This window comes from Streptomyces sp. NPDC059850 (assembly GCF_042731515.1).
Taxonomy (GTDB): Bacteria; Actinomycetota; Actinomycetes; order Streptomycetales; family Streptomycetaceae; genus Streptomyces.
In genome coordinates, this window is record NZ_JBHWJI010000009.1 from 116616 (window position 1) to 139538 (window position 22923).

Sequence of the window (22923 nt, forward strand, 5' to 3'; positions counted from 1 at the left end):
GGGAGTGCCCCTCCCGCACCCGCCCGGCTCCCCCGATCCAGCGGGGCGCCGCGTCCGCCGCACCCTGCTGCGCGGTGCCCCGGTCGCCCCCTCGGTGATCCTGCTGCTGCTCTTCCTGGCCGGGCCGATCGCATACTGCGTCTATTACGCGTTCACCGATATGCAGCTCACCGGTTCCTCGACGACGCACTTCGTCGGACTCGACAATTTCACCAAGGCGTTCCGCGATCCCGACTTCCTCAACGCGGTGGTGCTGACCCTGGTCTTCACCATCGTGTCGTCCATCCTCGGACAGAATGTGCTGGGCCTGTCACTGGCCGCGCTGATGCGGAAAGCGTCACGCCGGGTGCGCACCGTCACGAGTACCGTCGTGATCATCTCCTGGGTGCTCCCGGAAGTGGTCGCCGCCTATCTGCTGTATGTGTTCTTCCGCAAGGAAGGCGAACTCAACGCGATATTGGGATTTCTCCATCTGCCACAGCAGAACTGGCTCTACACCCTGCCCATCATCGCCGTCTCGCTGGCCAATGTCTGGCGCGGCACGGCATTCTCGATGCTGGTGTACTCGGCGGCGCTCCAGGAGATTCCGAACGATATCTCGGAGGCGGCCGAAGTGGACGGCGCGGGCCGGTGGCAGCGGCTGTGGCACATCACGCTGCCGATGATCCGCCGCTCGATCGGCACCAATCTGATGCTCAACACCCTGCAGACCCTGTCGGTGTTCGGCCTGATCTACGTCATGACCCGCGGCGGACCGGGCAACAAGAGCCAGACCCTGCCGCTGTACATGTACGAGCAGGCCTTCCAGAACAGCCTCATCGGGTACGGCACGGCGGTGGCCCTGATGCTGCTCGCGGTCGGCGCCCTGTTCTCCGTGCTGTATCTGCGGCTGCTGAAGACGGAGGTCTGAATGGCCGTCATCGCCTCCCCGAAGTCCATGACCCGGCGCTCCCGCCCCAGCGCGGCGCCACGCACCGCACACCGCTCGCGGCGGAGCGCCGAGCGGGCCATGGTGAACGTGGTCCTGCTGCTGATCGCGGCGGCGTTCCTGGTGCCGCTGCTGTGGCTGCTCCTCGCCTCGCTGAACGGTACGGCCGGGCTGCGGGTCACCGCACCGGACCCCTGGACGCTGACCAACTTCCGCCAGGTACTCAACGCCGACATCACCTTCCGGCCCATCCTCAACGGACTGATCCTGTGCGGCGGCGCCACCGCGCTGTGCGTGGGGTGCGCCGTGCTGGCGGCCTATCCGCTGTCGCGGTACGAGTCGCGGTACAAGCGGCCGTTCCTGCTGACCATCCTGTTCGCCACCGGTCTGCCCATCACCGCCGTGATGGTCCCGGTCTACGGCATGTTCGTGCAGGTCAACCTGATCGACACGATGTACGGAACGGTCCTGTTCCTCGGCACGTCCGCGCTGCCGTTCGCGATCTGGCTGACGAAGAACTTCATGGACGGGGTGCCGCTGGTGCTGGAGGAGGCGGCCTGGACCGACGGCGCGTCCGGCCTCCAGACGCTGCGCCGCGTGGTCCTCCCCCTGATGTGGCCGGGCATCACCGTGGTCACCATCTTCACCTTCCTGACCATGTGGGGGAACTTCTTCGTCCCGTTCTTCCTGCTGCTCTCCCCCGATCAGCTTCCGGCCTCGGTCAGCATCCTCAACTTCTTCGGCTCGCGCGGCACGGTGGAGTACGGGCAGCTCGCGGCCTTCTCGCTGCTGTATTCCACGCCCGTGGTCCTGCTGTACGTCGTGATGTCCCGTGTGCTGGGCGGGAGTTCGGCCCTCGGCGGCGCGCTCAAGGGCTGAACCCCACCCCGTACCGCCACCCCCGCAAGGAGCGTTTCATGCACGACGACCGGAGGCTGGTCGAGGACCGTCTCGACCGTGTGCTGCGGGAGCGGATCCGCCCCGCCGTCCATCCCCTGTCCGTACCGCTGGCGGTGGAGGTGTGGCACGCGCCCGGGGAGCCGGTGCCGGTGGCCGAGGGGCTGGCCGCGGCGTACGAACCCGCCCGGGTCGGGGACGTCTGGGGGCGGCCGTGGGGCACCAGCTGGTTCCGGCTGACGGGCGCGGTGCCCGGCGAGTGGTCCGGCAGACAGGTCGAGGCGGTGGTGGACCTCGGCTCCGGCGCGGGCAACGCCTTCGACTCCGTCAACCCGGGGTTCTCGGCGGAGGGCCTGGTGTACCGGCCGGACGGCACCGCGGTGAAGGGGCTGCATCCGCGCAGCACCTCCGTACCCGTGGCCGCTCCGGCGGCCGGGGGCGAGCCGGTGCTGCTGCATGTGGAGGCCGCGGCCAACCCCCTGATCGCGGGCCCGGTGACCTGGTTCGGCGACACCGGGACCGCCCCGCCGGAGCCGCTGTACCGGCTGCGGCGGGCGGATCTCGCGGTCTTCGACCCGGTGGTCTGGGAGCTGGTGCAGGACCTGGAGGTGCTGGGCCAGCTCATGCACCAACTGCCGGTGGACGCCGAGCGCCGCTGGGGTGTGCTGCGTGCGGTCGAACACGCCCTTGACGCCCTCGTACTGGACGACATCAACGGCAGCGCGGCGGCGGCGCGGGAGTGGCTGGCCCCGGCGCTCGCCGCCCCGGCCACGCCCTCGGCGCACCGGGTGTCCGCGGTGGGCCACGCGCACATCGACTCGGCGTGGCTGTGGCCGCTGCGGGAGACGGTGCGCAAGGTGGCGCGTACGTGCTCCAATGTGGCGGCGCTGATGGACGGCCATCCGGAGTTCGTGTTCGCCATGTCGCAGGCACAGCAGCTCGCCTGGATCAAGGAGCACCGGCCTGAGGTGTTCGCCCGGGTGCGGGAGAAGGTGGCGGCCGGTCAGTTCGTACCGGTCGGCGGGATGTGGGTGGAGTCGGACACCAACATGCCCGGTGGCGAGGCGCTGGCGCGGCAGTTCACCCACGGCAAGCGGTTCTTCCTGGAGGAGTTCGGGATCGAGACCGAGGAGGTGTGGCTGCCGGACTCGTTCGGCTACAGCGCCGCCCTGCCGCAGCTGGTGAAGCTGTCCGGGTCGAAGTGGTTTCTGACCCAGAAGATCTCGTGGAGCCAGATCAACCCGTTCCCGCATCACACCTTCTGGTGGGAAGGGCTGGACGGCAGCCGGGTGTTCACGCACTTCCCGCCGGTGGACACGTACAACGCCGAGTTCTCCGGCCAGGAGATGGCCCATCTGGTGCGCAACTTCCGGGACAAGGGGGTGGCCAACCGCTCGCTGGTGCCGTTCGGCTACGGCGACGGGGGTGGCGGCCCGACCCGGGAGATGCTGGCCCGCGCCCACCGGCTGCGGGATCTGGAGGGTTCGCCACGCGTCGAGATCGAACCGCCCGCCCGGTTCTTCGCCAAGGCGCGGGCGGAGTATCCGAACGCGCCGGTGTGGGTGGGCGAGCTGTATCTGGAGCTGCACCGGGGCACGTACACCTCGCAGGCGAAGACGAAGCAGGGCAACCGGCGCAGTGAGGCGCTGTTGCGCGAGGCGGAGCTGTGGGCGGCCACGGCGGCGGTGCGCACCGGTTTCGCGTATCCGTACGAGACGCTGGACCGGATCTGGAAGACGGTGCTGCTGCACCAGTTCCATGACATCCTGCCCGGCTCCTCGATCGCCTGGGTGCACCGCGAGGCGGCCCGGACCTACGCCCGGGTGGCCGAGGAGCTGGAGGCGGTGATCGAGGCCGCGCAGCGGGCGCTGGCCGGGGACGCGGGTGCGGGCACCCGTGTGGTGTTCAACGCGGCGCCGCACGAGCGGGGCGGCGTGCCCGCGCTGGGCGCGGCGCCCACGGCTGGGCACGGCGGCCCGGCGGTGTCCGCCACCGAGGGCCGGGACGGTGGCTTCGTCCTCGACAACGGTCTGCTGCGGGTGGCCGTGGACCGCCGCGGGCTGGTCACCTCCGTGTACGACATCGCCGCCGGGCGCGAGGCGATCGCCCCGGGCGGCGCCGCCAATCTGCTCCAGCTCCACCCCGACCTGCCCAACCACTGGGACGCCTGGGACGTGGACGCCTTCTACCGCAACACGGTCACCGATCTGACGGACGCCGACGAGGTGCGGCTCACCCGGACGGACGAACCGGCGGCGGCGGTTCGGGTGATCCGTACCTTCGGCTCCTCACGCGTCGAACAGTCACTGGTGCTGCGGCCCGGTGCCCGGCGGCTGGACATCGGGACGGAAGTCGACTGGCACGAGCGGGAGAAGCTACTGAAGGCGGCCTTCCCGGTGGATGTGCACGCGGACCGGTCGGCCGCCGAGACACAATTCGGTCATGTGTTCCGGGCGACGCACACCAACACCAGCTGGGACGCGGCCAAGTTCGAGATCTGCGCCCACCGCTTCCTCCACGTGGGCGAGCCGGACTGGGGCGTTGCGCTGGTCAACGACTCGACGTACGGGCACGACGTCACCCGCGCGGTGCGCGAGGACGGCGGGACCACGACCACCGTACGGCTGTCGCTGCTGCGCGCGCCGCGCTTCCCCGACCCGGACACCGACCAGGGCACGCACCGCTTCGGCTACGCCCTCGTCCCCGGCGCGGGCATCGCGGAGGCGGTGTGCGAGGGGTACCGCATCAACCTGCCGGAGCGTTCCGTGCCGGGTGACGCGGTGGTGGCGCCGCTCGTGGCGGTGGACGGCGATCCGGTGGTCGTGGAGTCGGTGAAGCTCGCCGACGACCGTTCGGGGGCGGTGGTGGTACGGCTCTACGAGGCGCTGGGACGCAGGGCGCGGTCCCGGGTGACCTCGGGGTTCCCGGTCGCCTCGGCTGTGGCCGTCGACCTGCTGGAGCGCCCGCTGCCGGACGGCGACGCGGCGTTCGAAGTGTCGGACGACGGCTCGGTCGCGCTCTCCTTGCGCCCTTTCCAGATCATCACTCTGCGCATGATCCCGACGATCGATTAGGCTCACCAGATGGCGAAGTACTTCGATGTTCACCCCGACAATCCGCAAGCGCGCACCATCAGCAATGTGACGGAAAGGATCCGTTCAGGCGCCCTGATCGCCTACCCGACGGACTCCTGCTTCGCACTCGGCTGCCAGATGGGCAACCGCGACGGCATCAGCCGTATCCGGTCGATCCGGAACCTCGACGACCGTCACCACTTCACCCTGGTATGCCAGGATTTCTCGCAGCTGGGTCAGTTCGTGCACATCGACAAGGATGTGTTCCGGGCGATCAAGGCGTCGACGCCCGGCAGCTACACCTTCATCCTCCCCGCGACCAAGGAAGTGCCGCGGCAGCTGCCGCACCCGAAGAAGAAGACGGTCGGCGTGCGGATCCCGGACCACGCCGTCACCCAGGCGCTCCTGGCCGACCTCGGTGAACCGCTGCTGTCCAGCACCCTGCTGCTGCCCGGCGAGGACGAGCCGTTGACCCAGGGCTGGGAGATCAAGGAGCGGCTCGATCACGTGGTGGACGCCGTGGTCGACTCGGGCGACTGCGGCACCGAGCCGACCACGGTCATCGACTTCTCGGACGGCGAAGCCCAGATCGTGCGACGGGGGGCGGGCGACACCGCGCGGTTCGAGCAGGTCTAGCCGTCGACGCACTTGGGGTACTTCGAGCCCCGGTCGCAGTCGTGGTAGTCGTACTTGCTGACGCGGAACTTCTTCCCCTCGCCCCCCTTGGCGGGGTCGACGACCAGATAGAACTTCTTCCCGTCCTTCACCTTCTCGGTGACCTTCCCCTCCGGGCCTTTCTCGAAGTCCTGTGCGCACCCGGTGAGTGCGAGGGCGGTCACGGCCACGAGTGCGAGGGCGGGGGCGAGGCGGCGTTGCATGTGGTGCTCCTGATCGACTTGAAGACGTGGGCAGTCTAAGGTCATCCGCCGCCCCGCCGAGCAGGCAGGGTCCGCCGCTCACACCCCCTTCACACGCGCGCCTCGGCGCGGGTGGTCTGCTGTACACCGCCCGGCGGCGTGCCGTTCCGCCGCCGTCCATGGCGTGACCTCCGATCCGCCAACTGCCGCTTGTGTCAGATCTCTTGACGCCCCGCCACCTCCGCCTTAGCTTCGGCGTTTATAAATGCAGACCGAGTACGCACATGTAGACAGTCTCGGGGGCCAGAATGAGATCCGACCGGGCGCGGCGCACCGTGCTCACCCTTGTGGTCTCGGGGACGCTGCTGCTGACCAGCGCGTGTGCCGTGGCGAACAGTGACGTGGGGGATGCCGGGAGCGCGGGCGGTGGCACGCTGCGGGTGGTGCTCACCCAGGAGCCCCCGACGCTGGAGCCCTGCGAGTCCTCGCTGACCGCGACCGGTGTCGTCGTCCGCTCGAACGTCACCGAACCGCTGGTGGAACGGAATCCCACATCGGGCGGGCTGGAACCGCTGCTGGCCACCGGCTGGCGGCAGACGAAGCCCACCACCTGGACCTTCGGCATCCGCGCGGGCGTGACCTTCCAGAACGGGCGGCCGTTCACCGCCCAGGACGCCGCGTTCTCCATCGAACGCGCCGTCAACTCGGACCTCGCCTGCAATGTGGACGGCTATGTCTTCGGCGACGAGAAGCTCGACGTACGGGCGCTCAGCCCCACCCGGCTGACCGTCACCACTCAGAAGGCCGACCCCATCCTCCCGCTGCGGCTCAGCTTCATCGAGATCGTGCCGCGCACCACCGACACCAAGGCCAAGGTGCGCATACCGGTCGGGACCGGCCCCTACGCCGTCAGGAAGTGGGAGACCGGAGTCTCGATCTCCCTCGCCCGCAACGACCGGTACTGGGGCAAGCCGCCCGCCTACCCCCGGGCCCGGTATGTCTGGCGCAGCGACGCCAGTGTCCGCGCCGCCATGATCGACAAGGGCGAGGCCGACATCGCCACGGCGCTGGACCCGGTGGACGCGGCCAAGGACACCACCGTCGCCTACCCCAACAACGAGACGACCGCGCTGCGGCTGGACGGCCGCGAGGCACCGCTGGACGACATCCGGGTGCGTAAGGCGATCGGCATGGCCGTCGACCGCACGGGCATCGTCGACGCCCTGCTCGGAGGACTCGCCCGGCCCGCCGCGCAACTCGTCCCGCCCGGTGTGGTGGGCCACGACGACACCCTCGCCACCACCCCGTACCAGGTGGCGAAGGCCCGCGCGCTGGTCGAGCGGGCCGCCGCCGACGGTGTCCCCGTCCGCCGCCGGATCACCCTCGTCGCGCGCAACGGCCAGTTCGCGGGGATCGCGGAGGTGGCCGAGGCGCTGCAGTACCAGCTGGCGCGCATCGGGCTGAACGTACGGATACGGATGGCGGACACCGCCACCCACCTCCAGTACCAGCTGCGCCCGCTCCCCCGTGGCGTCGGGCCGATCGCGCTGCTGATCATGCACGGCAACCAGGCCGGGGACGCGGCCTTCACGACCAGTCAGTACCTGCTGAGCGACGGTCCCCAGTCCACGTTCGGCACCCCGCGGCTCGACCGCCGTATCGCCGCCGCGAACGCGCTGTCCGGCAGGGCCCGGCAGAAGGCCTTCGCCGATGTGCTCGCCGACCAGAACGAGAGCGTCGCGCAGTACGCGTACCTCGCCCATATGCGCGGGCTGCTGGGGCTGTCGCCCTCGGTGCGGTACCGCCCGGACTCCGCTACCGGGGACGAGATGCGGCTGGCCGAGGTCCGGCCCGTGAAGGCGGGGAACCACTGACATGGCGTCCTTTCTGCGCAAGCGCGTCATCTCCAGCGCGATCCCCCTGCTGTTCGTGGTGCTGGGCGTGTTCTGCCTGGCCCGGCTGACCGGCAACCCCGTCGACCTCTACCTCCCGCTGAGCGCCACCGACCAGCAGCGCGCGGAGTTCTCCGCCGCCCATGGCTTCGACGACTCCGTCCCCGTGCAGCTGTGGGACTACCTCAGCAACGCGGCGCGGCTCGACTTCGGCACGTCGCTGCGCACCGGGGAGCCCGCCGACGCGATGGTGCTGGAGGCGTTTCCCGTCACCCTGCAGCTCGCGGGCATGACCATGCTGCTGGCGGTGCTGGGCGCCCTGCTGGTCGGAAGTATCGCCGCCTACCGTCCGGGCTCGGCCGTCGACCGGCTCTCCGGTGTGCTCTCGATGACGGCGGCCAGCATCCCCGACTTCTGGTTCGCGATCATGGGTGTGCTGGTCTTCGGCGTGGGGCTCGGCTGGCTGCCGACCTCCGGCACCCTGGGCGGCCCCGAGGTGTGGGTGCTGCCGCTCGCCACCTTGCTGATCCGCCCGTTCGGGGTGCTCGTCCAGGTGGTCCGCGGCAGCATGGTCGGCGCGCTGTCCGCGCCGTACGTCAAGGTGGCCCGCAGCAAGGGGGCCGATGCCACCCGGGTGGTGTTCGGACACGCCCTGCGCAACGCCGTCACGCCTGTCCTGACCGTCGCGGGCGATCTCGCCGTGGGCCTCGTCAACGGTGCGGTGGTGGTGGAAACGATCTTCGGCTGGCCCGGGATCGGCAAGCTCATGATCGACTCGATTCTCCAGCGCGACTTCGCGGTGTTGCAGGCCGCCGTCCTGCTCACCGCCGTGACGATCTTCGCGCTGAACATCCTCGTCGACGTCTGCCACGCGCTGATCGACCCCCGAGTGCGCCAGGCGGTACCGGCGTGAGCGAAGGAGCCACCATGCCCGCGCCCGACGGCCGTTCACCCTCCGGTGCGGCCACTTCGCCGCCATCCCGGCCGCCCCGCTGGTGGCGGCTGCTCGGCAGGGACCGGGGCGCGGCCGCCGCGGCCGTCATCCTGGCCCTGGTGTTCCTCGTCGCGCTGTCCGGGCAGCTCTTCCTCGGCGACCGGGCGGTACGGCAGGATCTGCGCGCCTCGCTGCGGCCGCCCTCCCTCGACCACGGCCTCTTCGGGCTGCTCGGTACGGACGTCCTGGGGCGCAGCGTGCTGGCCCGGCTGATCGACGCCGCCGGGACGACGCTGTCCATCGCGGTGCCCGCCGTACTGTGCTCCCTGCTGATCGGCTCCGCCCTGGGGCTGTGGGCCGGATACCACGGAGGGGTGCGCGAGAGCGTCGCGATGCGCGTCGCCGATGTCATCCTCAGCTTTCCGTCGCTGCTGATCGCGGTGGTCGTGCTGTACGTGTTCGCGCCCAGCGCGATGAACATCGTGCTGATCCTGGCCGTCGCGCGCATCCCCGTCTATCTGCGCACCGCCCGCGCGGAGGCGGCCGAGCTGCGAAGCCGCCTGTTCGTCGACGCGGCCCGGACCTTCGGCACGCCCAGCTCGGCCATCATCGCCCGGCATCTGCTGCCGATCGCGCTGCCCACGCTGCTGACCGTGGCCACGCTCGACTTCTGCTTCGTCATGCTGACCGAGTCGTCGCTCAGTTTCCTCGGCATCGGCATCCAGCCGCCCGATGTGAGCTGGGGGCTGATGGTGGCCCAGGGCCGCCAGTATCTGCGCAGCGCCTGGTGGATCGCCGTGCTGCCGGGGCTCGCCATCATGCTCACCACGGTGTCCGCCGCGATGCTCGCCGCCTGGGTGCGCCTGGCCACCGACCCCGGTCAGCGCTGGCGGCTGACGGTGCCCCGTAAGCGGCGCGGCGAGCGGGCCGCCGTTCCCCCGGAGATGATCGCGTGAAGCCATCCGCCCCGCCCGTGCCCGCCGCGACCGGCCGCCCCGCGCTGGAGGTCGAGGGGCTCTGCGTCGATCTGCACACCCCCTCCGGCACGGTCCGCGCCGTGGACGGCGTCAGCTTCGGTGTGTACAAGGGGCGCACCCTGGCGCTGCTGGGCGAGTCCGGCTGCGGGAAGTCGATGACCGCGCTGTCCATCGCCGGGCTGCTCGACCCCGTGGCCGAGGTGACGGGCGGGGCCGTGCGGGTGTCCGGCACCGATGTGACACGGGTGAGCCGGGCCGAGCGCAGAAAGCTGGCCGGGCCGGTGCTGTCGATCGTCTTCCAGGACGCGCTGGCCGCGCTCAACCCCGTGCAGCCGGTCGGTCGGCAGCTCGCCGAGCCGTTCCGCATCCATCGCGGGATGTCGCGGCGTCAGGCTGCGGAGGAGGCAGTGGAGCTGATGACCCGGGTCGGCATCCCCGAGCCCCGGCTGCGGGCCCGCTCGTATCCGCACCAGTTCTCCGGCGGTATGCGCCAGCGGCTGCTGATCGCGATGGCCGTGGCCCTGGACCCCGATGTGCTGATCGCCGACGAGCCCACGACCGCGCTCGACGTCACCGTGCAGGCGCAGATCATGCGGCTGCTGCGGGACCTGCAGACCGAACGGGACATGGCGCTCGTGCTCATCACCCACGACCTGGCGGTGGTCGCCCGGCGCGCGGACGATGTCGTGGTCATGTACGCGGGCACCGTGGTGGAGACCGGCCCGGTACGGGACGTCTTCGCCCGCCCCCGCCACCCCTACACCAAGGCGCTCCTGGACTCCGTGCCCGAACACGCCGTCCGGGGCCGACCACTGCCCGCCGTGCCGGGGAGCCCGCCCGAGCTGAGCGCGGTGCCGTCCGGCTGTGTCTTCCAGGCCCGGTGTCCGCTGGCCGCCGAGCGCTGCACCCGCGAACGCCCTCCCCTGGAGCTGGTCGGCGCCGCACGGCTGGCGGCCTGCCACTTCCCCGAGGAGCTGGACCGTGTCTGAGACCCCCGGAACACCTCTGCTCGACGTCCACGGTGTGACCAAGTCGTTCGGCCACGGACGCCGCCGTCTGACCGCGGTGGACGGGGTCGACCTCCGGGTCGGGCGGGGCGAAACCCTCGGTCTGGTGGGCGAGTCCGGATGCGGGAAGTCGACCCTGGCCAGGGTGGTGCTCGGGCTGGAGCGGCCGGACGCGGGAACGGTGCGCTTCGACGGCACCGACCCGTTCACCCTGAAGGGCAAGGACCTGCTGGCGTGGCGGCGCCGGGTACAGATGGTGTTCCAGGACCCCTTCGCCTCGCTCAACGCCCGGATGTCCGCGGCCGACCTCATCGGCGAGCCGTGGCGCACCCACCGCGACATCGTGCCGACCGCGCGGGAGCGGGAGAGCCGGGTCCGGGAGCTGCTGTCCCTCGTCGGACTGCGGGAGAGCGACGCCCACCGCTACCCGAACGAGTTCTCCGGCGGGCAGCGGCAGCGCATCGGCATCGCCCGCGCGCTCGCCCTCGAACCCGATCTCATCGTGTGCGACGAGCCGGTGTCCGCGCTGGACCTGTCGGTGCAGGCCCAAGTCCTCAACGTACTCTCGGAGTTGCGGACCCGGCTCGGGGTGTCCTACGTGTTCATCTCGCACGACCTGTCCGTGGTCCGGTACATCTCGGACCGGGTGGCGGTGATGTACCTGGGCAAGGTCATCGAACACGGCCGCGCCGACGATGTCTTCGACCGGCCGATCCACCCTTACACCGCCGCCCTGATGTCCTCCGCTCCCCGGCTCGATGTGTCCGGGGCGGCGGACGAGGAGGAGATTCCGCTGCGCGGTGAGATCCCCTCCCCGTACGGCATCCCCTCGGGCTGCCGGTTCCGTACCCGCTGCTGGAAGAGCGAGGACCGGTGCGCGGAGACGGCGCCGGTGGCCGTCACCCGCGCACCTGTGGGGCACACCGGGCAGGAGCCGCACGAGGGTCTGTGCCACTTCCCCCTCGACGGCTGAGGACGGTCAGGAGGGGTTGTCCGCGTGGGTGAGCGTCGTCCAGGCGTTGAAGTAGTTGTCCGTGCCGGACGGGCGGTGTGCCTCGGTGTACTTCTGGGTGTTGGACATGGCGATGCCGAGGCGGTTGTGGAGGGCGTTGAAGCCGACCTCGGTGACCTCGTCGATGCCCTTCTTGACCGAGCCTCCGCACAGCCAGGACGGCACGGTGGCGCCGTTCTCGTAGGAGGTGTGGAAGCCCAGCGTCTGGCGCAGCCGCTCCTGGATCTTCGGGTAGAGGTCCTGGCCCTGGATGCGGCTGGTCTCGGCGATGTCCGCGATGGAGGCGATGCCCCAGCCGGTGTGGCCGAAGTCGCGGCAGGTCTCCTGGGAGAGGCCGTCGGCGAAGGTGCTCTGACCCTGCCAGTACTTGATGATCTCGGCCTTGGTGTCGATGCTGCTGTTCGCGGGCGGCTTGGGCAGATCGCCGTCGCTGGTCAGATAGACGTACGCCGGGACGCGGGCGAGGTAGGTGTTCACGGCCTTGTCGTAGCTGGTGCGGTCCTCGATGAAGACGGAGATGCCGATCGCCGCCTCGGTCATGACCAGCTGCCAGTTGCCGTTCTTGGTCTCGGCGCCGCTGATCACCTCGGGGAGATACACATCGCGCAGCATGGTCGCGAAGCGGCCCGCGTTCGGCCAGCCGCCGTCGTACGTGTACTTGATGATCTCGGCGGCCCGTGGCCAGGTGGATCCGGCCCAGCCGGTCTGCAGCGGGGCGTTGGTATTGGTGTGGTCGGTGATGGTCGCCGACCAGGCGTCCATGATCTCGATGGCCTTCTTGGCGTATCTGCTGTCCCGGGTGAAGTACCAGGCGAGCGCGTCGGTGTAGGCCGCGATGGCGTCCTGACGCTCGTCGGTGCAGCCGTAGTTGGGGTTGGACGACGATCCGCACTCCACGACGGCGCGTGGCTTCGGGGTGCGCGACAGTGAGGCGTAGGAGCTGGCCATCATGCCGTCGTACGCGGCCTTCCAGGGCTGCTGACCGGCCTGCACCTTGGTCCGTGCGTAGTCGAGTTGGCCACGACTCACCAGCACTCCGGGGTGGGTGAAGGTGGTCGGCGCGGCGGTGGCGCGTGGGGCCGGGCCGGTGAGCTGGAGGCTCAGCAGTCCGGCCAGCAGGGCGAGAACACTGAGCAGGGCGGTTCTGGTTCGTCGCATCCGATGACCTCTTCCATGCTCGTTGGCCTGGACCATAGAAAGATGTCGTGAACATGTCAATCCATACGCCCTCGGCGGGCTACCCGGCCACGATTCCCCTCTCACGGGCCAGCGCCACGGTCAGGGCGCGGAAGATGCGCACTTCGGGGTTGGTGTCGGTAGTGCGGGTGGCGAGGACACTGTGCGCGCGGGGTGCGTCCAGCACCGGTACGTACCGGGCGCCCGGCCAGCGGTAGTAGCGGGCGAACGAGGCGAGCCCCGAGCCCGCGCCACGGCCCGCCGCCACGCTGGTGAGGACGTCCTGAGGCGTGAGGGCGCAGTCGGGCGCGCGGCGTTCGCCGGTCTCGAAGTACAGGTAGTCGGTGAAGTTGCGCGGTGTGTGCGGCGGCAGCTGCAGATAGGGCAGGTCGATGACGTCGGCCAGCCGGACACCGGTTCCGGCGGCGTCCGCGAGGGCGGAGCGGGCCGGGACCGCCACGATCCGCTGTTCCGTGGTGATGAGGTCCACGTCGATGCCCTCGGCCGCGAAGGCGGGCCGTACGAAGGCCACGTCCACCCGGTCCTCGCGCAGCGCGCTGATGTGTTCGGTGAAGGTCAACTGGACGAGTTCCAGCGGCACTTCGGGCCGGGCTCGGCGAAAGGCGCTGACGGCGGCGGGGGTGACCTCGGCCGAGCCGTGGCCCATGATGCCCACCCGCAGGGTGCCGATCCCCCTCGTCGGGGCGAGGGCGGCCTCGGTCACGTCCTCGACGGCCGCGTTCGCGGCGGCGAGCAGGGTCCGGGCGTGGGAGACGAGCCGCCGCCCGGCGACGGTCGGCACGACGGGTCCGCTGCCGCGGTCCAGCAGCCGGGTGCCGAAATCCCGCTCCAGCTGCTGCACATGCTGGGTGACGGCGGCCGGTGACAGAAAGAGCCGGGAGGCGGCCCGGCCGTAGTGCTCCTCCTCGACCACCGCCAGGAACGAGGACAGCTTGCGCAGATCCATACCGGCCACGATACGACCGTGTCGCACGTGGTCACGACGGCGTTCAGGATTTCTGAACGGAGGCGGCGCCGGGCGCCGACCGGCCCGTACAACGGCCGGTATGAGCAAGCACGCCGCCACCACCGCTCCCCCCTCGGTCTCCGCTCCCGCCCCTCCCCCGGACACCGCCGCGCCCGCGCCCCGGCACTGGCTGCGGGCGGGCTGGGTGATGACGGCCTCCGGCTGGAGCGCCAACCAGTTCTCCGCCCTGCTGGGCGCCTACCGCGACGAATTGGGCCTGACCACGGCCGACACGACAGCCCTGTTCGGCATCTACGTCCTGGGGCTCATTCCCGGTCTGCTGCTGGGCGGGCCGCTCGCCGACCGGCGGGGACGCCGGCCCGTCGTCTTCCTCGCGCTGGGCACATCGGCGCTGGCCACCTGCCTGCTGATGGTCGGCCCCAGCGCCGCCGCCTTCCTGTGGCCCGGGCGCTTTCTGACCGGGATCGGCGCGGGCGCCCTGCTGGCGGCGGGCAGCGCCTGGATCAAGGAACTGTCCTCGCCGCCGCACGGCACCGCGCCCAACCCGGGGGTGGCGGCCCGCCGTTCCGGACTGTTCCTGTCCGCGGGCTTCGCGACCGGCGGTCTCGCCGCTTCGCTGATCGCCCAGTGGGCTCCGCAGCCCATGGTCACCGCCTACCTCCCGCATCTGGTCCTCTCCGCCGTCGCCGCGCTGCTGGCCGCCCGCACCCCCGAGTCGTCCCCGGCCCCTTCCTCCCCGGCGCACTCGGACACGGCCCACTCCGGCACGGTCCACTCCGGCACGGCCCCGGCGCGTGAGTTCCGCCGGATGGTCGCCCCGGTGGCGCCGTGGGTGTTCATCGCCCCGGCGGTGGCGTTCGCCACGCTGCCCGGGCTGGTCGACGCCGAGCTGAAGGGCTGGGAGACCGTGTACGCCGGGGTGATCACCGCCGTCACCCCGGGCGCGGGCATCCTCGTGGCACCGTTCGCGCGGTCGCTCGCCGCCCGGCACCGGGTCGCCACGGGGGCGACCGGACTGGCCGCCGTCGCCCTCGGGCTGCTGATCTCGGCGCTCGCCGCCGCGCAGGCGCAGCCGGTGGTCGCCCTGCTCGCCTCGGTCGTGCTCGGCGCCGGTTACGGGCTGTGCGTCGCGTACGGCCTCACCGAGGTCGCCGCCCTCGCGCCGCCGCATCAGCTGGCGCGCCTGACCTCGTACTTCTGGACGCTGGCCTACCTGGGTTTCCTCGCCCCCTATGTCATCACCCTGTGCACGGCGGTGTTCTCCACGCCCGCGATCCTCCTCGGCGCCGCCGTGCTGGCCGTGGTCACGCTGGTGGCCGTCACCTACCGCGGCACCCGCCAAACGCACGCGCGCTGACCCCGGACGCTTTCCTGGGCCCGGGCGCGCCCGGTCACGTACCATCCGGGCAGTGCGGGGCCTGCCACCGGACACCTCTCGCCCCGCCACCCGTCAGCAAGGAGTTCCCATGTCCAAGCCGCCGCTGCCGCCCGAGGCCGCCGCCCTGCTGCGCCGCCCCAATCCGGCCGTCATGGCCACCGTGCGCTCGGACGGCACCCCCGTGTCCACTCCCACCTGGTACGTGTGGGAGGACGGCCGGGTCCTGGTCAACCTGGACGACGGCCGGGTCCGGCTGAAGCACCTGCGCCGCGATCCCCGGGTGACCCTCACCGTCCTGGACGAGCACAACTGGTACACCCACATCACCCTCATCGGGCGGGTCGTGGAGATGCGCGAGGACGAGGGCCTGGCCGACATCGACCGCATCGCCACCCACTACACCGGTGGCCCCTACCCGGACCGGGACCGCCCCCGGACCAGCGCCTGGGTCGAGGTCGAGCGGTGGCACGGCTGGGGTGCGATGAAGGACAACGACCAGGCTTCCATATAAGCCATCGGCTCCCCCGGCCCCTGTCCCGGTCGTTCCGGGGCCGGGGCCGGTGGCTTTCGCGTCAGACAGTGGCGGCCACCCTCGGGGGTTCGGGGGCCACCGCCACCGTCGCCCCCGCCTCGTCCTCCGAGATGCCGAACTCCACCCGTGCCCGGTCCACCATCCGGCGGGCGTGCCGCAGTCCGATCCGGTCCAGCACACCGGCCAGTTCGTCCAGGTCGGCGGCCGTCAGGGCGCGGTCACGCCCCAGCCGGGCCAGGGACTTGACGAGCCCCAGCCGGGCCAGGGCCTCGCCGCGCGGCTCGCTCATGGCACGGAACTCGTCCAGGGCCTGCTGGTACACATCACGCGCCTCCGCGCAGCGGCCCGCGCGGTAGAGCACATTGCCGCGCATCTTGTGGTTGTAGGCGAGCGCGCTCATCAGGTTCATCGCGCGACACGTCACTTCCGCCTCGGCCAGCAGGTCCAGCGCACGGTCCGCGTCCCCGTCGCGTACGGAGACGATGTCGGCCAGGCCCCGCAGCGCCCAGGCGTGGCCGCGCCGGTCGTCTGCCTGCGCGGCGATCGCCGCGGACTCCTCGAACATCGCGTACGCCGTGTCGTACGACCCGGTGTTGCGATGCATCTGGGCGATCCCCTCCAGCGCCCATACGGTGTGCCGTGCCTCGCCGCGCTCCCGCGCCTCGGCGAGAAGTTGCTCGTGCAGCGCGCTCACGGCCTCGTAATCCCCCTGGATACGGCCCGTCTCGGCCAAACCGGCGAGCGAGTAACCGCGGGCGAGGATGTCCCCTCCCTGTTCGCCGAGTTCGGCCGCGAACCCGAGCAGCCGCCACGCCAGCGCCAGCGCGCCCCGCTGCCGGGCGAGGGTGCCGCCGCTCCACAGCGCCCACGCCATCGCCCCGGCGTCCCCCGCCGCACGGGCCGCCCGATAGCTGGCCTTCCACTCGCGGTCGGCATCCGTCACGTTTCCCAGCCTGCGGTGGGCCTCGGCCACCGCGAGCCCCACCCGTGCCGTCTCACGCGGGCAGCCGCTCCGCTCGGCCGCCCGCAACTCCTCTCTGCCCGCGGCCAGTACGTCGACCAGCGAAGAGTTCACGGACAGGGTGGTGAGGGAGCCCTGGTACTCCGGGGCGAATGCCTTGCCGTACATGGGTGCCTTTCCGTTCTCGATCTCCCGGGCGCGCGCCACCTTTCTGTCCACCACCGCTATACACTCAGTGCATAGCGGGTCGGAAACAACCCCCCGCCGGGTTGTCCGCCGCGCGTCCGCTGCCGATCAAGACGCGATTCGGCCCGGCGAGGTTGTTCGCCTCTTACGGGTTCGGGATTACGGGGGGGGTGTTCCGGCTTACGAGGGGTGTTCGGGCGGGTTGATCTGCGACGTTTTGATCGCGGAGGGGCCGGTGCCCCACTTGTCGAGGATCCGGGCGTAGACACCGTCCTTGATCAGCTCGTTGACGGCGGCCTGGAAGGCCCGGGTGAGCCGCGATCCCTTCTTGAAGGCGAAGCCCACGTCGAGGCGGTGGTACTCGCCGAGGAAGGTGGTCTGCGCGGCCTGCTGTGCCGCCTGGTGGCGGAGGCCGTTGATGGTGGACATCTCCACGTCGATCCGGCCCTGCTGGAGCGCGGTGAGGAGGGCGCCGTTCTCCGAGAACACCTTCACGTCGTACGGCTTCTTGCCCGCCTTGGAGCACACCTTCTTCCGCGCTTCGAGGGTCGCCTCGAAGGTGGTGCCCGCGCCGGTGCCGATGGTCCGGCCGCACAGCCGGGTCAGGTCGGTCACCTTGCCCTTGCCGAGCGCGGTGTTGCCCTTCTTCACCGCGAAGCCCTGGCCGTCGTTGATGTACGTGGCGAAGTCGATCGTCTTCAGGCGCTCGGCGGTCACGCCGAAGTTGCCGGTCCCGACGTCGTACTTGCCACTGCCGAGCGCGGGCAGGATCGTCTCGAACGAGGCGTCCTGGCGCTGGAGTTCGACGCCGAGCACCTTGGCCACCGCGTCCGCGAGGTCGATGTCCTGGCCGACCGGCTTCCCGCCCGCCCCTCCCGGGTAGTACGCGCCCGGAGGTCCGCCGACCGAGCTGCCGATGCGCAGCTTGCCGGACTTCCTGACGTCGGCGGGGAGCAGGGCGGCGACGGAGTCGACCTTGTGCACGGCGGCGACCGGGTTGCCGGTCGGCGCGGGGGACGCTGCGCCCGCCGCCGAGGTCCCGCCGGTGGAGCCGGAGCCGCAGCCGGACAGCGCCAGCGCCACGGTCAGAGGGAGAGCGGTCGCGGTCACGGCCGGGCGGAGGCGCGGTCTCCTGCGGGGGTGGTTCACGGGGCGTATGCCTTTCGGATGCGGCCGTCGGCGGTGGTACGCGCGCCGGCGGCGAGGTGTTTCTCGAACGGGAGCGGGCCGATGGTCTCCGGGTCGGCCTCGGTGTCGAACAGCGGTGTGTAGCCGGTGGCGAGGTACAGACCGCGCGCCTCGGGCTGACGCGGACCCGTCGTCAGGTAGATCCGCCGGTAGCCGAAGGCCGCTGCCTCGCGCTCCAGTTCGGCCACGACATGGCGGGCGAGGCCCCGGCGGCGGTGGCCGGAGTGGGTCCAGATCCGCTTCAGTTCGGCCGTGGTCGCGTCGTACCGGCGGAAGGCGCCGCCCGCGACCGGCTCCCCGTGCTCCAGCAGCAGGAGCAGCACGCCACCGTGCGGGGCGGTGAACTCCTCGTCGGGGTACCGGGCCAGCTCGGCGTGGGCGTCCTTGCCGTAGCGGCTGGAGTACTCGTCGCCCAGTTCACGCAGCAGCGGCGCCACGCGCGGGTCGCCGACCTCGACGGTGACGACGGTCAGCCCGGTGGCCGGACCCTGCGTGACAGCGGTCATGCGCGCACCGCCGCGAGGGGCTGCGATCCGCGCGCGGCGCGCTCACCATCATGCTGAGCGGCGCGCTCGGCGTCGCGCTTGACGACCTCCTCGCGCACGATCGGGATGACGTGGCGCCCGAAGTCGATGGCGTCGCCCAGCAGGTCGTAGCCCCGGGCCGAGAGGATGTCGACGCCCAGGTCGTAGTAGTCCAGCAGCGCCTGGGCCACCGTCTCCGGGGTGCCGACCAGGGCGTTGGAGTTGCCCGCGCCACCGGTGGCGGCGGCGGTCGGGGTCCACAGCGCGCGGTCGTAGCGCTCGCCCTGCTCCGCGATGTCGATCAGCCGCCGGGAGCCGGTGTTCTCGGGGGCGCCGCTCCGGTGGTGCCGTACGAGCCCCGCCTCGCGCCGCGCGCGGATCGCGCCGACCGTGCGGTGGGCCTTCTCCCAGGCCAGTTCCTCGGTCGGGGCGATGATCGGCCGGAAGGCCGCCTGGATGCGCGGGACATCGCTGCGGCCCGCCGCCCGCGCGGCCGCCTTCACCGCCTCGATCTGTTCGGCGGTCTTCTCCAGGGGCTCGCCCCACAGGCAGTAGATGTCGGCCTCCGCTCCCCCGGCCGCGTATGCCGCCGGGGAGGAGCCGCCGAAGGAGACCCCGGGCCTGGGCTGCTGCACGGGACGGACATCGCTGACGAAGTCGTGGAAGCGGTAGTACTCCCCCTCGTGGTCGAAGGGCTCGCGGGCCGTCCAGATCTTCTTCACGATCCGGATGTACTCGCGGGTGCGCTCATAGCGCTGGTCCTTGGTGAGGGTGTCGCCCTCCCGGCCCTGCTCGTGGTCGTTGCCACCGGTGATGAAGTGCACCGTGAGCCGACCCTCGCTGATCTGGTCGAGGGTGGCGAAGGTCTTCGCGGCGTACGTGGGGTACGAGACGTTGGGCCGGTGGGCGAGCAGGATCCCCAGGCGGTCCAGCCTGCTGGCGATGTACGCGGCGGCCGGGGCGGGATCCGGCGATCCGGAGCCGTAGGCGAAGAGCACCCGGTCCCAGCCGTGGTCCTCGTGCGCCCGGGCGAGCCGGAGCGTGTAGTCCTTGTCGAAGGCGGCGCCGGAGCGCGGGGTGGTCTCGGAGCCGTCATGGGTGGCGGCGATGCCGAGGAATTCCACAGGCATGCGTGGGGCCTTTCGGAAAAGGGGCGTAGGTGTCCCGCGATCGGGGCGGACTACCGCTGTTGGAGCCGTATATGACGGAAGATCAGCGTGATGAGGCCGGAGAGGTGCGGAGGCAGCGCGTGTCCGGGTACGCGGAACCGTTCGTACCCCGGGTCAGCGCCCGGGGACGGCGGTCATGCGAGGAAGAACTCGGCCCGCGACGGGGTCACCGAGGGAGGGAAAGGGCCGGTCGGACAGCCCGCTGCCGAGTCAGGCGCAACACATCGCGGACCACACACGACCGAAGTCGATGTGGTCGCGGGAGACCAAGCGCAGCTGGGCAGTCATGGGACTAATTGAGCAGGAGGAACGGCGTCGCGTCAACCGGTGCTCGGATGGCGGACCGGGTCCACGTTGACATTTGCACGCTGTCGCCACATAGCATCACCCTTGGACCAGCTCCGGCCGCGTTGAGGGACGCGGCGAGCGTGATGAAGCCCCACCCTGGCCGCATCCGTGCCGCCAGGGGTCTCTTGCCCACGCCCGCGCCCCCTCCCCCGGAGAGCCCTCAGATGGCCACGCCTTCCGATGTCACCGCCCCCGCCACCGTGTCCGCGCGCAAGCATCCGGAACCGGTCGACCTGCCGCGGATCGTGCCACGCCGACACCCCGGCCGGTGGTTCACCGCGGCCGTCGCGCTGCTGGTGTTCGCCATGGTGGTCAACTCCGTCGTCCGCAACCCCGCGTTCCAATGGGACGTCGTCGGGCGCTACTTCACCACCACCGCCGTACTGGGCGGGCTGCTGCTGACCCTGTGGCTGACCGCGGTGGTCATGGTGCTGGGCTTTCTGCTCGGCACCCTGCTGGCCGTGATGCGGCTGTCCGTCAACCCCGTGCTGGCGACGCTGAGTTGGGGCTATGTGTGGATCTTCCGGTCCACACCGCTGCTGGTCCAGCTGCTGTTCTGGTTCAACATCGGCGCCCTCTACCCGACGCTCGGCGTCGGCATTCCCTTCGGTCCCCAGTTCATCACCGTCAAGACCGTCAACCTGTTCGGCCCCGCGCTCACCGCGGTCATCGGACTGACCCTGCACGAGGCCGCGTACGCCGCCGAAGTGGTGCGCGGTGGCATCCTCTCCGTGGACCCCGGCCAGACCCAGGCGGCCCAGGCGCTGGGCCTGGGGCGGGGGCGCACGCTGCGCCGGATCGTCGTGCCGCAGGCGATGCGCTCCATCGTGCCGACGGCGGGCAACATGCTGATCGGCACCCTGAAGGGCACCAGCATCGTGAGTGTCCTGGCCGTGCACGACCTGCTCTACTCGGTGCAGCTGGTCTACAACCAGACGTACCAGGTCATCCCGCTGCTGATGGTCGCCACCGTCTGGTACATCGCCGTCACCACGGTGCTGAGCGCCGGGCAGTTCTACGTGGAGCGCCACTACGCGCGCGGGGCCGCCCGTACGCTGCCGCCCACTCCGGTGCAGCGGCTGCGCGGACAGGGGGCCGCCCTGCGCGCCCGGCTACGGCGGTGAGGCGCGCGCGGAGCGGCCCGTGACGTGGCGTCAGCCGGGCGCTACGGGGGTCAGCCGGGCTCGACGGGGGTCCTGGTCCGGGTGTGTGCCGCCCAGTCCAGGATCTGCACCGCCGCTCCGGCCGCCTCCAGGCCCCGGCAGTGCGCGTGGTGGCGGCGGGCGATGCCGTCGAGGTCGAGGTGGGGGCCGAACGCCGGGTGGGCGGCCAGCCGCCGGGCGTAGGCCCACACGTGCGGATGCTCCGTAATGCGGTGCACCGCGGCGGCGTCCAGGTGCTGCCGGTGCACGGTGTCGAGCCACACCAGGGTCACCCACACCTGCACATCGGAGGCGGTCAGCGCGTCGCCCAGGACGTGGTCCCGGGTCGCAAGCCGCCGCTCCAGCGCGTCCAGCGCGCAGAACACGGTGCTGAGCGCGGCATCGCGCGGCGCGTCGTCGGCACCTGGCTGTCCGGCGCGCTGGACGGCCTCGTTGATGCCGTGCTCGCAGAGGTGCGCGATCGCCTCCATCTCCCGCTCCGTGCCGGACGGGTGGAGCACCGCGCGGTCCGGGCTCCCGCTGCCGAAGCGGCGGTCCAGGTCGCGCAGGATGTCGGGGGCGTGGGTGCTGACGATCCTGCCCGACCAGTCGTCGCTGAGCACCGGCGCCGCCGTCGGCCCGGCGTAGCGGTGCGAGCTGGCCTCGTACATCAGACGCAGGGCGGAGTGTCCGCCGTCCGGTCCGTCGGGCACGGCGGGCAACAGGGTCACCGGAAGGGTGTCTTCCAGGCCGAGCAGGCTGTGGGTGATGGCGATCCGCAGACAGTGGCGGCAGGACAGCGCCAGGTGGAGGCGGTAGCGGCGCGGCACGGCGTAGTGTCCACTGCGTGCGTCCCGGCCGATCCTGCCCCGGAACGATGCGACGGACAGCGAGGACTGCGCGGCTTTCCCAGGTGTGACGGACACGTTTCTCCCCAGATCGTGTTCTTCGCTGGTGGTGAGACGTACGGTGAATGGCCTGCGGTGGGCGCGGCGGCGGGGTTCGCGCTTCGCCGCGTGACGACGCTGTCAGGTGCCCGCGAAGGCCTGCCGGATCAGAAGGGCAGACTTGCGGCGCTGCAGACGCGCAGCAGGTCGATGTGGCGGCGGGACGTCAGAAGAGGAGAGGTCAGAAGGGGAGATGGCCGATGCGCGCGGACCGCGTGACCGGCGGCCGCCTGCCCTGGCCCCATCATTCCCCACCTATCCGCTAGGAATCCCTCCCGAGGAGTGTCGAGCGCCCCGCGAGTCACGTCAAGGGGTGTCCCACGGACTGGCTGACGGACTGGCTACGGGTTCGTCCACGCCTCGGGGTCCTCGGCGAGGTCCAGGACCTGGTCGGGCAGCTCGGCGGCGGCGACCTCGGCGAGGGTGACCTCCCCGAGGATCTTGCGGACGTTGGCCCGCACCGCGATCCACAGCGGCAGCAACGACTCCGCCGGGCCGCGGTACGACAGCTCGGGCGGGCGCACGCCCCGGACGGAGACCAGGGGCCCGTCGACCACGCGGATCACATCGGCGATCGTGATCTCGTCGGCGGGGCGGGCCAGCCGGTAGCCGCCGTTCCCGCCGCGCTGGCTGACCACCAGCCCGCCCCGGCGCAGATCGCCGAGGATCCCTTCGAGAAACTTGTGCGGCACGCCCTGCGACGCGGCGATCGCCTCGGCCTTGACGGAGACACCGTCCACCGCCACCGCCAGCTCCAGAGCCGCCCGCACCGCATAGTCCGCCTTCGCAGAGATCCGCATGCGGTG

General features: G+C 71.1%; 21 protein-coding genes. 12 read left to right on the forward strand and 9 right to left on the reverse strand.

Annotated features, from left to right (window positions below):
- Positions 1 to 4: 4 nt before the first annotated feature.
- From ACFV9T_RS09840 to ACFV9T_RS09855, 4 genes are read left to right on the forward strand one after another with little or no spacing between them, the layout of a single operon-like run.
- On the forward strand, positions 5 to 910 hold the full coding sequence (locus ACFV9T_RS09840) for a carbohydrate ABC transporter permease (protein ID WP_385438052.1): 906 nt from the start codon (positions 5 to 7) through the stop codon (positions 908 to 910).
- Positions 911 to 1807, forward strand: a complete 897-nt coding sequence (locus tag ACFV9T_RS09845) for a carbohydrate ABC transporter permease (protein ID WP_385438053.1) — start codon at positions 911 to 913, stop codon at positions 1805 to 1807.
- Between the two features lie 38 nt (positions 1808 to 1845).
- Positions 1846 to 4899, forward strand: coding sequence for an alpha-mannosidase (locus ACFV9T_RS09850; protein ID WP_385438054.1), 3054 nt, complete (start codon positions 1846 to 1848; stop codon positions 4897 to 4899).
- A gap of 9 nt (positions 4900 to 4908) precedes the next feature.
- Positions 4909 to 5535, forward strand: a complete 627-nt coding sequence (locus tag ACFV9T_RS09855; RefSeq protein WP_385438056.1) for an L-threonylcarbamoyladenylate synthase — start codon at positions 4909 to 4911, stop codon at positions 5533 to 5535.
- Here ACFV9T_RS09855 and ACFV9T_RS09860 read toward each other — a convergent pair.
- Complete coding sequence (locus ACFV9T_RS09860) at positions 5532 to 5777, reverse strand: hypothetical protein (RefSeq protein ID WP_385438058.1); 246 nt, start codon at positions 5775 to 5777, stop codon at positions 5532 to 5534. The two genes, ACFV9T_RS09855 and ACFV9T_RS09860, sit on opposite strands and share 4 nt — an antisense overlap.
- A 287-nt stretch (positions 5778 to 6064) precedes the next feature.
- On the opposite strand from ACFV9T_RS09860, the gene ACFV9T_RS09865 reads away from it, so the two are divergent.
- The 5 genes from ACFV9T_RS09865 to ACFV9T_RS09885 are packed head-to-tail and all read left to right on the forward strand — an operon-like array spanning position 6065 to position 11539.
- Entirely contained in the window at positions 6065 to 7630 is a 1566-nt protein-coding gene (locus tag ACFV9T_RS09865) for an ABC transporter substrate-binding protein (protein ID WP_385438059.1), read from the forward strand.
- A 1-nt stretch (position 7631) separates the two neighbouring features.
- On the forward strand, positions 7632 to 8561 hold the full coding sequence (locus ACFV9T_RS09870; RefSeq protein ID WP_385438061.1) for an ABC transporter permease: 930 nt from the start codon (positions 7632 to 7634) through the stop codon (positions 8559 to 8561).
- Between the two features lie 14 nt (positions 8562 to 8575).
- Positions 8576 to 9538, forward strand: a complete 963-nt coding sequence (locus ACFV9T_RS09875; protein ID WP_385438062.1) for an ABC transporter permease — start codon at positions 8576 to 8578, stop codon at positions 9536 to 9538.
- Positions 9535 to 10548 carry an ABC transporter ATP-binding protein gene (locus tag ACFV9T_RS09880; protein WP_385438064.1) on the forward strand — a complete coding sequence of 338 codons (1014 nt, stop codon included), beginning with the start codon at positions 9535 to 9537 and terminating at the stop codon, positions 10546 to 10548. The genes ACFV9T_RS09875 and ACFV9T_RS09880 overlap by 4 nt, the downstream gene beginning before the upstream one ends.
- Positions 10541 to 11539 carry an ABC transporter ATP-binding protein gene (locus ACFV9T_RS09885; RefSeq protein ID WP_385438066.1) on the forward strand — a complete coding sequence of 333 codons (999 nt, stop codon included), beginning with the start codon at positions 10541 to 10543 and terminating at the stop codon, positions 11537 to 11539. The genes ACFV9T_RS09880 and ACFV9T_RS09885 overlap by 8 nt, the downstream gene beginning before the upstream one ends.
- Before the next feature lie 6 nt (positions 11540 to 11545).
- Here the strand turns inward: ACFV9T_RS09885 and ACFV9T_RS09890 are convergent, their stop codons facing one another.
- Both ACFV9T_RS09890 and ACFV9T_RS09895 read right to left on the reverse strand, forming a co-directional pair.
- Complete coding sequence (locus tag ACFV9T_RS09890) at positions 11546 to 12736, reverse strand: alginate lyase family protein (RefSeq protein WP_385438067.1); 1191 nt, start codon at positions 12734 to 12736, stop codon at positions 11546 to 11548.
- A 79-nt stretch (positions 12737 to 12815) separates the two neighbouring features.
- Complete coding sequence (locus ACFV9T_RS09895) at positions 12816 to 13721, reverse strand: LysR substrate-binding domain-containing protein (RefSeq protein WP_385438069.1); 906 nt, start codon at positions 13719 to 13721, stop codon at positions 12816 to 12818.
- A 100-nt stretch (positions 13722 to 13821) separates the two neighbouring features.
- On the opposite strand from ACFV9T_RS09895, the gene ACFV9T_RS09900 reads away from it, so the two are divergent.
- Positions 13822 to 15099 carry an MFS transporter gene (locus ACFV9T_RS09900; protein ID WP_385438071.1) on the forward strand — a complete coding sequence of 426 codons (1278 nt, stop codon included), beginning with the start codon at positions 13822 to 13824 and terminating at the stop codon, positions 15097 to 15099.
- Positions 15100 to 15208: 109 nt separating this feature from the next.
- Positions 15209 to 15631 carry a PPOX class F420-dependent oxidoreductase gene (locus ACFV9T_RS09905; protein ID WP_385438073.1) on the forward strand — a complete coding sequence of 141 codons (423 nt, stop codon included), beginning with the start codon at positions 15209 to 15211 and terminating at the stop codon, positions 15629 to 15631.
- A 61-nt stretch (positions 15632 to 15692) separates the two neighbouring features.
- Here ACFV9T_RS09905 and ACFV9T_RS09910 read toward each other — a convergent pair whose 3' ends face one another.
- The 4 genes from ACFV9T_RS09910 to ACFV9T_RS09925 all read right to left on the reverse strand — a co-directional run bounded on the left by ACFV9T_RS09910 (position 15693) and on the right by ACFV9T_RS09925 (position 19641).
- Positions 15693 to 16781, reverse strand: a complete 1089-nt coding sequence (locus ACFV9T_RS09910; RefSeq protein WP_385438200.1) for a tetratricopeptide repeat protein — start codon at positions 16779 to 16781, stop codon at positions 15693 to 15695.
- 198 nt (positions 16782 to 16979) lie between these two features.
- On the reverse strand, positions 16980 to 17948 hold the full coding sequence (locus ACFV9T_RS09915; RefSeq protein WP_385438075.1) for an ABC transporter substrate-binding protein: 969 nt from the start codon (positions 17946 to 17948) through the stop codon (positions 16980 to 16982).
- Positions 17945 to 18493: a GNAT family N-acetyltransferase gene (locus ACFV9T_RS09920; protein ID WP_385438077.1), complete on the reverse strand. Its 549-nt coding sequence runs from the start codon at positions 18491 to 18493 to the stop codon at positions 17945 to 17947. The genes ACFV9T_RS09915 and ACFV9T_RS09920 overlap by 4 nt, the downstream gene beginning before the upstream one ends.
- Positions 18490 to 19641: an LLM class flavin-dependent oxidoreductase gene (locus tag ACFV9T_RS09925; protein WP_385438078.1), complete on the reverse strand. Its 1152-nt coding sequence runs from the start codon at positions 19639 to 19641 to the stop codon at positions 18490 to 18492. The genes ACFV9T_RS09920 and ACFV9T_RS09925 overlap by 4 nt, the downstream gene beginning before the upstream one ends.
- Positions 19642 to 20192: 551 nt before the next feature.
- Here ACFV9T_RS09925 and ACFV9T_RS09930 point away from each other — a divergent pair.
- Positions 20193 to 21152: an amino acid ABC transporter permease gene (locus tag ACFV9T_RS09930; protein ID WP_385438080.1), complete on the forward strand. Its 960-nt coding sequence runs from the start codon at positions 20193 to 20195 to the stop codon at positions 21150 to 21152.
- A 50-nt stretch (positions 21153 to 21202) separates the two neighbouring features.
- On the opposite strand, the gene ACFV9T_RS09935 is transcribed toward ACFV9T_RS09930, so the two are convergent.
- Both ACFV9T_RS09935 and ACFV9T_RS09940 read right to left on the reverse strand, forming a co-directional pair.
- Positions 21203 to 22096, reverse strand: coding sequence for a glutathione S-transferase C-terminal domain-containing protein (locus ACFV9T_RS09935; RefSeq protein ID WP_385438081.1), 894 nt, complete (start codon positions 22094 to 22096; stop codon positions 21203 to 21205).
- Positions 22097 to 22458: 362 nt separating this feature from the next.
- Entirely contained in the window at positions 22459 to 22917 is a 459-nt protein-coding gene (locus ACFV9T_RS09940; protein ID WP_385438083.1) for an RrF2 family transcriptional regulator, read from the reverse strand.
- Between the last annotated feature and the right edge of the window lie 6 nt (positions 22918 to 22923).

Coding starts and splice junctions, on each gene's coding strand:
- ACFV9T_RS09845 (WP_385438053.1), top strand. CDS start 911: ATGGCCGTCATCGCCTCCCCGAAGTCCATGACCCGGCGCTCCCGCCCC.
- ACFV9T_RS09850 (WP_385438054.1), top strand. CDS start 1,846: ATGCACGACGACCGGAGGCTGGTCGAGGACCGTCTCGACCGTGTGCTG.
- ACFV9T_RS09855 (WP_385438056.1), top strand. CDS start 4,909: ATGGCGAAGTACTTCGATGTTCACCCCGACAATCCGCAAGCGCGCACC.
- ACFV9T_RS09860 (WP_385438058.1), bottom strand. CDS start 5,777: ATGCAACGCCGCCTCGCCCCCGCCCTCGCACTCGTGGCCGTGACCGCC.
- ACFV9T_RS09865 (WP_385438059.1), top strand. CDS start 6,065: ATGAGATCCGACCGGGCGCGGCGCACCGTGCTCACCCTTGTGGTCTCG.
- ACFV9T_RS09870 (WP_385438061.1), top strand. CDS start 7,632: ATGGCGTCCTTTCTGCGCAAGCGCGTCATCTCCAGCGCGATCCCCCTG.
- ACFV9T_RS09875 (WP_385438062.1), top strand. CDS start 8,576: ATGCCCGCGCCCGACGGCCGTTCACCCTCCGGTGCGGCCACTTCGCCG.
- ACFV9T_RS09890 (WP_385438067.1), bottom strand. CDS start 12,736: ATGCGACGAACCAGAACCGCCCTGCTCAGTGTTCTCGCCCTGCTGGCC.
- ACFV9T_RS09895 (WP_385438069.1), bottom strand. CDS start 13,721: ATGGATCTGCGCAAGCTGTCCTCGTTCCTGGCGGTGGTCGAGGAGGAG.
- ACFV9T_RS09900 (WP_385438071.1), top strand. CDS start 13,822: ATGAGCAAGCACGCCGCCACCACCGCTCCCCCCTCGGTCTCCGCTCCC.
- ACFV9T_RS09905 (WP_385438073.1), top strand. CDS start 15,209: ATGTCCAAGCCGCCGCTGCCGCCCGAGGCCGCCGCCCTGCTGCGCCGC.
- ACFV9T_RS09910 (WP_385438200.1), bottom strand. CDS start 16,781: ATGTACGGCAAGGCATTCGCCCCGGAGTACCAGGGCTCCCTCACCACC.
- ACFV9T_RS09920 (WP_385438077.1), bottom strand. CDS start 18,493: ATGACCGCTGTCACGCAGGGTCCGGCCACCGGGCTGACCGTCGTCACC.
- ACFV9T_RS09925 (WP_385438078.1), bottom strand. CDS start 19,641: ATGCCTGTGGAATTCCTCGGCATCGCCGCCACCCATGACGGCTCCGAG.
- ACFV9T_RS09930 (WP_385438080.1), top strand. CDS start 20,193: ATGGCCACGCCTTCCGATGTCACCGCCCCCGCCACCGTGTCCGCGCGC.
- ACFV9T_RS09940 (WP_385438083.1), bottom strand. CDS start 22,917: ATGCGGATCTCTGCGAAGGCGGACTATGCGGTGCGGGCGGCTCTGGAG.